Annotated in this window: 11 protein-coding genes; 9 read left to right on the top strand and 2 right to left on the bottom strand. The window is 59.4% G+C overall.

Annotated features, from left to right (window positions below; genetic code table 11):
• Window positions 1-57 precede the first annotated feature (57 nt).
• The 6 genes from ftsZ to ligA all read left to right on the top strand — a co-directional run bounded on the left by ftsZ (window position 58) and on the right by ligA (window position 9,614).
• A complete protein-coding gene (gene ftsZ, locus A6U86_RS28350) occupies window positions 58-1,794 on the top strand; it encodes a cell division protein FtsZ (RefSeq protein ID WP_068398424.1) in 1,737 nt (578 codons plus the stop codon).
• A 333-nt stretch (window positions 1,795-2,127) separates the two neighbouring features.
• On the top strand, window positions 2,128-3,084 hold the full coding sequence (lpxC, locus tag A6U86_RS28355) for a UDP-3-O-acyl-N-acetylglucosamine deacetylase (protein ID WP_068398427.1): 957 nt from the start codon (window positions 2,128-2,130) through the stop codon (window positions 3,082-3,084).
• Window positions 3,085-3,369: 285 nt separating this feature from the next.
• Window positions 3,370-4,239: an outer membrane protein assembly factor BamD gene (locus A6U86_RS28360; RefSeq protein ID WP_198929107.1), complete on the top strand. Its 870-nt coding sequence runs from the start codon at window positions 3,370-3,372 to the stop codon at window positions 4,237-4,239.
• Between the two features lie 12 nt (window positions 4,240-4,251).
• On the top strand, window positions 4,252-5,925 hold the full coding sequence (gene recN, locus A6U86_RS28365) for a DNA repair protein RecN (protein WP_068398433.1): 1,674 nt from the start codon (window positions 4,252-4,254) through the stop codon (window positions 5,923-5,925).
• Between the two features lie 78 nt (window positions 5,926-6,003).
• Complete coding sequence (locus A6U86_RS28370) at window positions 6,004-7,266, top strand: serine hydrolase (RefSeq protein WP_083197009.1); 1,263 nt, start codon at window positions 6,004-6,006, stop codon at window positions 7,264-7,266.
• Between the two features lie 194 nt (window positions 7,267-7,460).
• Entirely contained in the window at window positions 7,461-9,614 is a 2,154-nt protein-coding gene (ligA, locus tag A6U86_RS28375; RefSeq protein WP_068398438.1) for an NAD-dependent DNA ligase LigA, read from the top strand.
• Window positions 9,615-9,653: 39 nt separating this feature from the next.
• On the opposite strand, the gene A6U86_RS28380 is transcribed toward ligA, so the two are convergent.
• Window positions 9,654-10,190 carry a GNAT family N-acetyltransferase gene (locus A6U86_RS28380; protein WP_068398441.1) on the bottom strand — a complete coding sequence of 179 codons (537 nt, stop codon included), beginning with the start codon at window positions 10,188-10,190 and terminating at the stop codon, window positions 9,654-9,656.
• 338 nt (window positions 10,191-10,528) lie between these two features.
• Between A6U86_RS28380 and A6U86_RS28390 the strand changes: the two genes are divergently transcribed.
• The 3 genes from A6U86_RS28390 to A6U86_RS28400 all read left to right on the top strand — a co-directional run bounded on the left by A6U86_RS28390 (window position 10,529) and on the right by A6U86_RS28400 (window position 12,002).
• Window positions 10,529-10,852 (top strand): helix-turn-helix transcriptional regulator, encoded by a 324-nt coding sequence (locus tag A6U86_RS28390; protein ID WP_068398913.1) that lies wholly within the window; start codon window positions 10,529-10,531, stop codon window positions 10,850-10,852.
• A gap of 38 nt (window positions 10,853-10,890) precedes the next feature.
• A complete protein-coding gene (locus tag A6U86_RS28395; RefSeq protein WP_068398446.1) occupies window positions 10,891-11,334 on the top strand; it encodes an SRPBCC family protein in 444 nt (147 codons plus the stop codon).
• A gap of 173 nt (window positions 11,335-11,507) precedes the next feature.
• Window positions 11,508-12,002 carry a CreA family protein gene (locus A6U86_RS28400; RefSeq protein WP_068398449.1) on the top strand — a complete coding sequence of 165 codons (495 nt, stop codon included), beginning with the start codon at window positions 11,508-11,510 and terminating at the stop codon, window positions 12,000-12,002.
• 269 nt (window positions 12,003-12,271) lie between these two features.
• Here the strand turns inward: A6U86_RS28400 and A6U86_RS28405 are convergent, their stop codons facing one another.
• Window positions 12,272-12,736: a chemotaxis protein CheW gene (locus A6U86_RS28405; protein WP_068398452.1), complete on the bottom strand. Its 465-nt coding sequence runs from the start codon at window positions 12,734-12,736 to the stop codon at window positions 12,272-12,274.
• Window positions 12,737-12,837: the final 101 nt, after the last annotated feature.

Raw genomic sequence — 12,837 nt, forward strand, 5'->3', positions numbered from 1 at the left:
AAATCGAGTGAATTGGCCGGCGTGGCGATGCGGCCATAAAGAGAAGGAACGGGTACAATGACTATCAAGCTGCATAAGCCAGATATCACCGAGCTTAAGCCGCGTATCACCGTGTTCGGTGTTGGTGGCGGTGGCGGCAATGCCGTCAACAACATGATCACGGCAGGCTTGCAGGGCGTCGATTTCGTCGTCGCCAACACTGACGCCCAGGCGCTGACCATGACGAAGGCGGAGCGGATCATCCAGCTCGGCGTCAACGTCACGGAAGGTCTCGGCGCCGGTTCGCAGCCGGAAGTCGGCCGTGCAGCTGCCGAAGAGTGCATCGATGAGATCATCGATCATCTCAACGGCACGCATATGTGCTTCGTCACCGCCGGCATGGGCGGCGGCACGGGCACGGGTGCTGCTCCGGTTGTCGCACAGGCAGCCCGCAACAAGGGCATCCTGACCGTCGGCGTCGTCACCAAGCCTTTCCACTTCGAAGGCGGCCGCCGTATGCGTCTCGCCGAGATGGGCATCCAGGAACTGCAGAAGTCGGTCGACACCCTGATCGTCATCCCGAACCAGAACCTGTTCCGCATCGCCAACGACAAGACGACTTTCGCCGACGCGTTCGCCATGGCCGACCAGGTTCTCTATTCGGGCGTTGCCTGCATCACCGATCTGATGGTGAAGGAAGGTCTCATCAACCTCGACTTCGCCGACGTCCGTTCGGTCATGCGCGAAATGGGCCGCGCCATGATGGGCACCGGCGAAGCTTCCGGCCAGGGTCGTGCGATGCAGGCTGCTGAGGCCGCTATCGCCAACCCGCTGCTCGACGAAACCTCAATGAAGGGCGCACAGGGCCTGCTGATCTCGATCACCGGTGGTCGTGACCTCACCCTGTTCGAAGTCGATGAAGCCGCGACCCGCATTCGTGAAGAAGTCGACCCGGACGCCAACATCATCCTCGGCGCAACTTTCGACGAATCGCTCGAAGGCATCATCCGCGTCGCCGTCGTTGCAACCGGTATCGACCGCGCAGTGAACGAAGCAGCCGACCGGGGCATGGAATTCCGCCCTGTCGCAAAGCCGGCTATCCGTCCTTCCGCGGCCGCCGCTCCTGCAGCGGCCGCAGCTCAGCCTGCCCATGTCGCGCAGGCCTACACCGCACCGGCCGCTGCTCCAGCTCCCCGTACCGTGGATCCTGTTGCACAGACCATTCGTGCGGCGGAAGCCGACCTGGAACGCGAACTGGAAATCCAGATGGCCCGCCAGGCTCATGTACAGCAGCCGCAGCCGGTCATGCAGCAGCCCGCGGCACAGGAAGACAACTTCCGTCCGCAAAGCCGTATCTTCGCAGCCGCGCCCGAAGCCCAGCCGGTCCGTCAGGCTCCGGTTCAGCCGCAGCCGGCTCCGGTCATGCATCAGCAGCCGATCATCCGTCAGGCTCCTGAGCAGGTCCGTATGCCGAAGGTGGAGGACTTCCCGCCGGTGGTTAAGGCTGAAATGGAACATCGTGCCCAGCCGGTTGCCGCTCAGGCTGCCGAAGAGCGCGGTCCGATGGGCCTGCTGAAGCGCATCACCAACTCGCTTGGCCGCCGCGAAGAAGACCCGGCGTTCGACGATATGATGGCTTCGACCAACACCGCGGCTCCGCAGCAGCGCCGTGCGCCTTCGCCGGAAGCAAGCCTCTACGCTCCGCGTCGTGGCCAGCTCGACGATCAGGGCCGTCAAGTTCCGTCGGCACGCATGGCAAGCCATGAAGACGATCAGCTCGAAATTCCGGCCTTCCTGCGCCGCCAGTCGAACTGATCCGTTATTGGACGGTTTTTTAATAGGTTGCTAACCATCCTGATGAAATCCGGGGCCTCAAAGCCCCGGATTTCCTTATTTTAGACTTGATGCCGTATCTGAAATTATCCAGCAAATTCAATCGACTGCTTTCGTAACAAAGCGAAAGAAACAGTGATTTGGAATGAGATGCCTCGGCGAGTATGTAGAGGGCAAGCAAGCCTGCGGAATCACGTTCATCGATGAATGTATGTGGCGCCCGCGGCAGGATTAACAGACTGAACCGGCAATATGGGTAAGCGTCCGAAGAATGACCGCCCCAGCCTGGATCAGATAGACGAAGGCAGAATTTATATGGCAATCGGATTGTTGGGTTTTCAGACCACCATTGCAAATCCTGTGACACTTTCAGGTATAGGCGTTCATTCCGGCGCCAATGTGTCGATCACCTTTTATCCCGCCGAAGCCGGCACGGGTGTCGTTTTCCAGCGCCAGCATGACAATGGCGACGTGACTGAACTGCGTGCTGTTTCCTCTCAGGTCGGCAACACAGACCTCTGCACCGTCCTCGGCTTCTCGCCGCTGCGCTCGGTTGCGACGGTTGAGCATGTCATGGCGGCGATCTACGCGATTGGCCTCGACAACGTCGTTATCGAAGTCACCGGTGCTGAAATGCCGATCATGGACGGCAGCTCCTATCCGTTCATCGAAGCCATCGAGCAGGCCGGTATCGTGTCGCTCGGCGTCAAGCGCCGCTATATCAAGGTCATCAAGCCGGTTCGTATCGAGGCTGGCGGCTCCTGGTGCGAGTTTCGTCCGTATGACGGAACGCGATTCGAGATCGAGATCGATTTTGCATGCCCGCTCATCGGCCGGCAGAAGTGGGAAGGCGATCTGACTGCCGAGACCTTCAAGACCGAATTGTCGCGTGCGCGTACCTTCGGCTTCATGCGCGATGTCGAGCCTCTGTGGGCTTCGGGTCATGCACTGGGTTCGTCGCTGGAAAATTCCGTTGTCATCTCGGACGACAACACCGTCATCAACGTCGAAGGCCTGCGTTACCCGAAGGACGAGTTCGTTCGTCACAAGGCACTTGATGCCGTTGGCGACCTGGCATTGGCCGGCGCACAGTTCATTGGCCACTACCGTTCGTATCGCGGTGGTCACCGCATGAATGCGAACGCCCTGAAGGCATTGCTCAGCGATGCGAGCGCCTATGACGTCGTCGAAACTGCGGCGCCGCGCCAGCGTGCTCACAGCCGCGATTTCGTTTCGGTCAATGCGCCGGAATTCGCGCCCTGGTCGGCGTGATCTTTTGAAACAGAGATGAAAAAATTAGCCGCTCCGATAAGGAGCGGCTTTTTTTTGGCGAGAGATTCGCGAGGTTTATTTTTTGTTGGCGCGCAACATCGAAGTCAGGCCGTCCAACGAAAGAATTCATTGTCAAAACAGTGATTAAGCCTGCCGATATGCGGTCTTTGCCACAAAAATGCGTTAATGCATCATCAATGCGTTGCCCTGATGGTGTTTTTGCGGCTAGAAACGCCAGCGAGAGAATGCCGTCTCCGCAACGACGGCTAGTGGGACAGTGATCCGATGGGTTTTGCAAGGTCTGAAAGCATGAATGTCACAGCACGGGCTCTGCTCGTATCGCTTCTCCTCGCTGGTATCGGTGCGGTGGTGACGGGTTGTAACACCAAGAAGGATATCGACATCACCAAGCTGGGTGTCGAGACCGATCCGCCGGAATTGCTCTACAATCAGGGCCTTGCCAATATCAAGGCAGGCAACATGACGGAGGCGGGCAAGAAGTTCGACGCCATCAACCAGCAGCAGCCCTTCTCGGAATGGGCGCGCAAGGCGATGGTGATGAGCACCTTCGTAAAATACCGCACAGGTCGCTATGACGATGCCGTGCAGACGGGCAATAGCTATCTGAAGCAGTATCCGGGCTCCGAGGATGCCGATTACGTCCAGTATCTGGTCGGTTCGTCCTATGCCAAGCAGATCGTCGACGTCACGCAGGACCAGCGTGCCGCGGCGCAGACGATCGAGGCGATGACCAAGCTCGTCAACAACTATCCGAAGTCGCAATATGTCAGCGACGCGCAGGAAAAGATCCGCTTCGCCAAGGACCAGCTCGCCGGCAAGGAAATGCAGGTCGGCCGCTACTATCTTGAGCGCAAGGATTATCTTGCCGCTATCTCGCGCTTCCGTATCGTCGTGGAGCAATATCCCACCACGAACCAGATCGAGGAAGCCCTGGCACGCCTGGTGGAAGCCTATTATGCGATGGGCATCGTTCCGGAAGCACAGACGGCAGCTGCCGTTCTCGGCCACAACTATCCTGACAGCCGCTGGTATGCCGATTCCTACAAGCTGCTGAAGAAGGGTGGCGTGGAGCCGAGCGAAAATTCCGGTTCGTGGATTTCCAGAGCGGGCAAGAAACTTCTTCTTGGGACGTGAGATTGAGCGAAGATGCTGATCCAGCTTTCGATCCGCGATATCGTTCTGATCGAGCGGCTGGATCTTGCCTTCGAGTCCGGTCTCTCGGTTTTGACCGGCGAAACGGGTGCAGGCAAATCCATTCTGCTTGACAGTCTGTCGCTGGCCCTTGGTGGGCGCGGCGATGGCGGTCTCGTGCGCCATGGAGAAGAACGCGGCCAGGTGACTGCGGTCTTTGATGTGGGCACGCAGCATGCCGCCCGCAAGCTCCTGCGTGACAATGGTATCGATGACGATGGCGACCTGATTTTTCGCCGCGTCCAGTCGGCCGATGGACGCACCAAGGCTTTCGTCAATGATCAGGCGCTGAGCGTGCAGCTGATGCGCCAGGTAGGCCAGCTCCTCGTCGAAATTCATGGACAGCATGACGACCGCGCGCTGGTCGATACCGACGCGCATCGCATGCTGCTGGACGCCTTCGCAGGCCTTGCCGAAGAGACGCAAGTTGTTGGCAGGCTTTACAAGGTCTGGCGCGATACCGAGCGGACGCTGAAGAAGCAGCGTGAGCAGGTGGAGAAGGCGGCGCGCGAGGCTGATTATCTGCGTGCTTCCGTCGAGGAGCTTGAGAAGCTCTCGCCGCAGGATGGCGAAGAGGACGATCTGGCGGAACGCCGCGCGCGGATGATGAAGGCCGAGCGCATTGCCGGCGATATTGCCGAAGCCTCCGAGTTTCTGAACGGCAATGCGTCTCCCGTGCCGCATATCGCCTCGCTTGTGCGAAGGCTTGAGCGCAAGAGCCACGAGGCTCCGGGCCTGCTGGAAGACACCGTAGCGCTGCTTGATGCGGCGCTGGATCAGCTTTCCAACGCGCAGATGGAAGTCGAGGCCGCGCTCCGCAAGACCGAATATGATCCGCGGGAGCTGGAGCGGGTCGAGGAACGCCTGTTTGCGCTCCGGGGAGCATCGCGCAAATATTCCGTGCCGGTCAGCGAGCTTCCGGCATTGGCCGTGCGAATGATCGCCGATCTTGCCGACGTCGATGCCGGCGAGGAAAGGCTGGCGCGCCTGGATAGCGAACTGGCTGTCGCCAAGGCGGATTATGACGCCGCCGCGCGCAGCCTATCCGACAAGCGTCATCATGCTGGCGCGGCGCTTGCCGCCGCTGTGATGGCGGAACTGCCGGCGCTGAAGCTTGAGCGGGCGCGTTTCATGGTGGAAATCACCAGCGATCCGGATGCCGGCACGGCTGACGGTATCGATGTGGTCGAGTTCCATGTTCAGACCAACCCGGGCACGCGTCCGGGCCCTATCACCAAGGTCGCTTCCGGTGGCGAGCTCTCGCGTTTCCTGCTCGCGCTGAAGGTGGCGCTTGCCGATCGCGGGTCTGCGCCGACCCTTGTGTTCGATGAAATCGATACCGGTGTTGGCGGTGCGGTGGCCGATGCCATCGGCCAGCGGCTGAAGCGGCTCTCCGATCGTGTCCAGGTGCTATCCGTTACCCATGCACCGCAGGTCGCGGCGCGCGCGGCGACCCATCTCCTGATCTCCAAGGGGCCAATCGCGGATGGCTCGGAAAAGATCTCGACGCGCGTTGCCACCATGGAGCCGAAGGATCGCACCGAGGAAATCGCCCGTATGCTTGCCGGCGCTTCGGTGACGGAAGAGGCGAGGGCGGCTGCAAAGCGGCTGCTGGCCGGCAACGGCTGATTGCCGGGATAATTCGTCAAATGCCTGTTACCGGGCTTTGCTAGACGACGTCGCATTTCTGTTGAGAAGGGTTTTTACGTGAGGCTTTGGGGCAGCATTGTCGCCATCTTTTTTGGAGCACTTTCCATTCAGGCAAGTGCTGCGCCTTTGCAGCCACAACCGAAAGCCGTTCCCGTCTTTTCTCAGACCGGGCCCGATGCTGCGGATTATGGCGAGAAGCTCGGTTATCCCGTCGGCCTTCCGTTCAAAGACCAGCCCCACATGGTCGGCAATTACACGCATGCGGACCGACTTTGGCCGACCCACACAGTAGCTGCCGCGGAACAACCGTCGACGCTGTTGCGCGCGCCGTCCGAGCTTTCGACCAGCTTCAAATTCGGCACCGAAACCACTTCGTTGATGAAGTATCTGGACACGAATCCGACCACCGGCTTGCTGGTTGCGCATAATGACGTGATTCTGTTCGAACATTACCAATATGGCCGTACCGATCAGGACCGCTTTCTCTCCCAATCCATGGCAAAGACCCTGACTGGCATGCTCATCGGGATTGCGATTTCAGAGGGGGCCATTCATTCGATCGACGATACCGTGGAGACCTATGTACCGGAGCTGAAGGGCACGGAAATGGGCGTAACGCCGATCCGTGCGCTTCTCCATATGGCTTCCGGCATCGCCTTTACCGAAAACTTCGGCACACCTCAGGATGCGGAAAAGCTTCGCAACTCATTGCTTGGCCCGGAACAGCTCAATCCGATTGCAGCGGTTACGAGGTTCAACAAGCGGGTTGCCGCTCCCAACACCGTTTGGCACTACAGCAATCTGGACACAGAGGGCTTGAGCCTGGTGCTGACCCACGCCACTCACATGACGATGGCGGAGTATCTCCAATCCAGGATCTGGCAGCCGATGGGCGCGGAGGCGAGCGCGAATTGGCAGGTTGACAGCACTGGCCAGGAGGTCGGCTACTGCTGCTTCAGCGCGACGCTTCGCGATTATGCTCGCTTCGGCATGCTGCTCGCCCATGACGGTGCCTGGAATGGCCGCCAGATCATGCCGCGGCAGTGGCTGCTGGATGCCACACAGCCTGCGACGCAAGGTTCATTCCTCGCAGTCACCCAAGAAGCTCACCCCTGGGGTTACGGCTATCAAACCTGGCTGATGCCCGGTCCGCACCGAACATTTTTCATGGACGGCCTGGAAGGGCAGCGCATTCTTGTTGATCCGACAACGCATCTGGTGCTCGTTCACACCGCCGTGCGCACAAAGATGCATGGAGTGGGGAATGCCGAGCTGGTCGAACTTTGGTCCAGCATTTTGAAACAGTTTGCGAGCAATTGAGCGATCTTTGTCGCCGTGATGACGCAGCTATCCCCATGATCGCCCGTGGTGCGATATCGCCGTGCCGGCGGTCGCCGTCAGTCATCGAATTTCAGAATTTTTCTCTTGGTATTTGCGCACCTCGAATGGAAAACCGCTTCGCACTTTTCCTCGAAGTGCTCTAAAACATTTCGAAAATCGGGGAGTGTCGATTCATGAGCACCGAACAGAAACCGGTCGAAGGTCTGACCGAAGAGGAAGCGGCCGCTGCACTTGCCTATCTGGCTGCGGAGATCGCCCGCAATGACGCGCTTTATCATGCCAAGGATGCGCCAGAGATTTCGGATGCTGACTACGATGCGCTGAAGAGGCGCAACGATGCCATCGAGGCGCGGTTTCCGGAGCTGATTCGTGCCGACAGCCCGTCGCGGCGGGTGGGCGCCGCACCATCGGAAACCTTCGCGCCCGTTGTCCATGCCCGGCCGATGCTGTCGCTCGACAACACGTTTTCGCAGGAAGACGTCGAGGATTTCGTCGCGGGTGTCTATCGCTTTCTCGGCCGCTTGCCCGACAATTCGATTGCCTTTACCGCCGAGCCGAAGATTGACGGGCTGTCGATGTCGATCCGCTATGAGAATGGCCGGATGGTGAGTGCTGCAACGCGCGGCGATGGCACGACCGGCGAGAATGTTACCGCCAATATCAGAACCATCAAGGAAATCCCCCAGACGTTGCCAGCGGGCGCGCCTGCGGTCATCGAGGTGCGTGGCGAGGTCTACATGGCCAAGAGCGACTTTCTGGCGCTTAACGCCCAGATGGAGGCAGAGGGCAAGCAGACCTACGTTAACCCGCGCAACACCGCGGCGGGTTCGCTCCGCCAGCTCGATGCGAAGGTGACGGCAAGCCGCAAGTTGAAGTTCTTTGCCTATGCCTGGGGCGAAATGTCGGAAATGCCGGCCGATACGCAATTCGGCATGGTGCAGACTTTCAAGGCATGGGGCTTCCCAATCAATCCGTTGATGGAGCGGCTGAGTTCGGTCGCCGACATTCTCGGCCACTATCAGGAGATCGGCCTGCAGCGGCCCGATCTCGATTATGACATCGACGGTGTCGTCTATAAGGTCGACAGCCTCGAACTGCAGGCCCGCCTCGGTTTCCGTTCGCGTTCACCGCGCTGGGCGACGGCGCACAAGTTCCCGGCGGAGCAGGCATTCACGCGGCTGGTCGACATCGATATCCAGGTTGGGCGTACCGGAGCGTTAACGCCAGTGGCGCGGCTGGAGCCGATCACCGTCGGCGGTGTCGTCGTCACCAATGCGACGCTACACAATGCCGATTACATCAGGGGCATCGGCAACAAGGGCGAACCGATCCGCGATGGCCGCGATATCCGCGTCGGCGATATGGTGATCGTGCAGCGTGCCGGCGATGTCATTCCGCAGATCGTCGATGTCGTCATGGAGAAGCGCGAGCCGTCTAGCGTGTCCTACGAGTTTCCGAAGGTGTGCCCGGTCTGCGGCAGCCATGCGGTGCGCGATATCAACGAGAAGACCGGCAAGATCGACGCCGTGACCCGTTGTACCGGCGGCTTCATCTGCCGCGCGCAGGCGACGGAGCATCTCAAGCATTTCGTTTCACGCAATGCCTATGACATCGAGGGGTTGGGTTCGAAGCAGATCGATTTCTTCTTCGAGAGCGAGGACGCGGCGCTGCAGATCAGGACTGCGCCCGACATCTTCACCCTGGAGAAGCGCCAGCAGACGTCGCTCGCCAAGCTTGAGAATATTGACGGCTTCGGCAAGGTCAGCGTCGGCAAGCTTTACGCGGCGATCAACGAACGGCGTGAGATCGCGCTCCATCGTTTCATCTTCGCGCTGGGCATCCGCCATGTGGGCGAGACGACGGCCAAGCTGCTCGCACGTTCCTACGGCATTTATGGGGCTTTCGAGGCGGCGATGAAGGAGGCGGCCCCGCTGGCGGGCGATGCCTGGAGCGACCTCAACAATATCGAGGGCATCGGTGAGGTGGTGGCGCGCGCGCTTGTTGAATTCTACAAGGAGCCCCGCAATACCGAGGTGATCGCAAGGCTGCTGGAGGAGGTTCAGCCTCAAGAGGCCGAACAACCGGTGACCTCAGGCAGCCCCGTCGCGGGCAAGACGGTGGTTTTCACCGGTTCGCTGGAAAAGTTCACCCGCGATGAAGCCAAGGCCAAGGCGGAGAGCCTGGGCGCCAAGGTTTCGGGCTCGGTCTCGAAGAAGACTGACATCGTCGTGGCTGGACCGGGCGCGGGTTCGAAGCTCGACAAGGCGCAGGAATTCAATGTCCAGGTCATGACCGAGGACGAGTGGCTCGAGCTCATCGGCGGGTGAGGAGAACGGCGGTAGCGTAATCCGCCGCTCTCATATCGCTCAGAATCTCAGCCGCGCCATTGTGAACGCATCGACATATTCGCCGTTGCGGAAGGCAAAGGCGCGCAAGCGCCCTTCGGTCTCGAAACCGAACTTCTCGTAAAGGCCGATTGCTGGCGTGTTGTCGACATAGACGGTCAATTCCAGCCGCTTGAGCGCCAGCCAGTTGTCGGCGGCGTCGACGAGCGCGGCCATAAGTGCCGAGCCGATACCGCAGCCGGTGAAATCATCGTGCACGCCCATGCCGATCTGGCCGATATGAGCTCGCCGGCCGGAAAGCCGCCTCAGGTCGGCACTGCCGACGACTTGCCCATCCACTTCCGCAACAAGGCGGGTTGCGTAGAGATCCTGCTTGTCCAGCCAGCGCCGCGTCTCCTCGACGCCTTGAAAGGGCAGGCGGAGTGTGCCGGCGCGGAAACCGGGGAGATTGGCGATGGCCGCGATTGCCTCGGCATCGGCCGGGTGGGTTGCGCGAATCGCCACTGGGCCGACCTTGGCGGGTCGTCGTTTGGCAGGTTCTTGCTCTTTGAAAGACATGTGCTCTCCTTGATATGGGGGAGGAGAGCAAGGAGATTTCAACCCTGCTCGCCTCGGCAGGGTTGATATGGATCGCGGCTACTTCAACGCAACACGCCGTCCACTCGCCCTGCGAAGGGGGAGATGGTGTGAAGGTGCGTTACCATGGTGCGGTTTGCGATCATGGGTGGATGATCCAATGCGATGCGACCATTGTCAATCGCGCCTCTCCCAAATTGCGTCGACTGAGCGACCGCGCGCTGAGTGCGCAGGATTGTCGTTTCCCAGGATATTGCTTGACAGGCAACCATTTGGTTGCTTATAAACTCGATAATAGGCAACCAAATGGTTTCGTATCCGTGGATGATGATGCAGTCTTCAAGGCGCTGGCGGATGCCAGTCGGCGGCAGTTGCTCGACAGGCTCTTTGAGCGCAACGGGCAGACGCTGAACGCGCTCTGCGAGGACTTGGTGATGACGCGTCAGGCGGTCGCCAAGCATCTCGCCATTCTGGAGGAGGCCAAGCTGGTGTCCTCCGAGAAACAGGGCCGGGAGAAGCTGCATTTCATCAACGCGGTTCCGATCAACGGCATTGCCGAGCGCTGGATCAACAAGTTCGAGCGCCGACATCTGAGTGCGCTTTCGGCGCTGAAGAAGGCGTTGGAAGACGAGGGCGGCCAATAATCGTCCCGCGAGCAATTATTGAAACAAGGAGAAATGACATGACCGGAAGCAAGTTCGTCTACGTCACCTTCATCCGCACCACTCCGGAAAAGCTCTGGTCGGCGCTGACCACACCGGAATTTATCAAGCAATATTGGTTCGACATGGTCCATGAAGCGGAGTGGAAGGTCGGGTCGCCATGGAAGATGCTTTTTCCGGATGGCAGGGTCGCGGATGCCGGCGAGATCGCGGAATTCGATCCGCCCAAACGCCTTGCTTTCAAATGGCGCAACGAATGGCGCCCGGATCTGAAGGACGAGGGCTGGTCCCGCTGTGTGATGGAACTGGAGCCGGCGGGCGAGGCCGTGAAGCTGACCGTTCGTCACACGATCGAGGTCGAGAATTCGAAGTTCATCGACGCCGTATCCGGCGGTTGGCCAAAAATCCTGTCGAATCTCAAGTCGCTTCTGGAAACGGGAGCGGTGGCTATGAGCCAGAAATGAGGCGGGCACGCCGTGCCTGCGTTGCAGGCGTTGCCTAATCAAGGGTAATGCCTGCAATATCGCGCATCAGGCACGCGGTGTGGAGAAGAGCAAAGCTATCTTGCATCGCCCGTAGGCCATCCTACCTTAGCCAAGCCGCTTTCGCTTCCGGCGGCTTTATTGGAGGATGATCGATGCATTCAGCGAAGTTCTTTGCCGCGATTGCCGCGTCTTTTCTGGCAGTGGCGCCTGTTTCCGCGTCCGCCGAGGTTGTTGGCAAGGTTGGCGTGGACTGGACGGGCAATGATATTCTGGTCGATGCCGTGCCTGATCCCGGGGTGTCTGGCGTCACCTGCCACGTCACCTATTTCGATCGCAGCGTCATTGACCGCTTACGCAAGGGCAACTGGTTCGAAGATCCCTCCAACAATTCCATCGATTGCCGCCAGACCGGGCCGATCGAGATCGGCGATATCAATCTGTCGCAGAGCGGCGAGGAAGTGTTTCGCGCTGGGCTGTCGCTCATCTGGAAGAAGCTGGTGGTGACGCGCATCTACGACAAGAAGAACGATACGCTTGTCTACCTCATCCACTCGCGCCAGTTGACGAACGGTTCGGCGAAGATGGCAATTTCGACGATACCCTTGTTCGGCCAAAATGTTAGCTGGAAAAACGGCAAGCCGAAATAACGCTACCAGGATACCTCAAAGGCAACCGAGAGAAGGGTAATACCAAAAAAAGTCTTACTCTTGAGTTGTCTAATTCCCTCTGGTTGCTTTCGGTTTGCACCTTTTTGATGCAATTTCGAAAGCGAACAGGGGAGTGAATCTCCCGCTTGTTCACGGCCTGCATGACTGGCGCGTTGGCTACACCCCTGCCAATGCTGGTCAGCTAGAAAATCGATCGCCCTGAAGCCGAGGCTCCAGGGCGATTTTGTTTTTGGGCTAATGCATTGAAATCAGGCGGCTTGTGCCAGCTGATCCGCAATGATCGTGTCGAGGTTGAGGAAGCAGACCATCGATTTTTCCAGCGCCACGATGCCGCGGCAGAAGGCGCGCTGCGCCTCCGGAATGATTTCCGGCGCCGGCTGCAGATCTTCGCTCTTGATGGTCATCATGTCCGAGACTTGCTCGACCAAGAGGCCGACAAGCTTGCCGGCGATATCGGTGACGATGATCGCCGAACGCTCGGAGGGCTCCGTCATCTTCATACCGAGGCGGCAGGCCATGTCGATGACCGGAATCACCGCACCGCGCAGGTTGATCAGGCCGAGCACGTAAGGCGGCGTGTGCGGCATCGGCGTTACGGGTGCCCAGCCGCGGATTTCGCGGATGGCCATGATGTCGATGCAGAACTCCTGATCGCCGAGGTGGAAGGAGACGATTTCCAGATAGGCGCCGGATTGCTTGATGGCGTTCGTCATGAGTATGGACTTCCCGTTTGGCGCCGATGGCAAACGACGCTAGCGATTGAAAAGAGAGATCGGCTGGAGCGGCTTGGGCAGCGGCAGCGTCCGGTGCTTCG

The sequence above is a fragment of the Rhizobium sp. AC27/96 genome, assembly GCF_001692325.1.
In the GTDB taxonomy this organism is placed as follows: domain Bacteria; phylum Pseudomonadota; class Alphaproteobacteria; order Rhizobiales; family Rhizobiaceae; genus Rhizobium.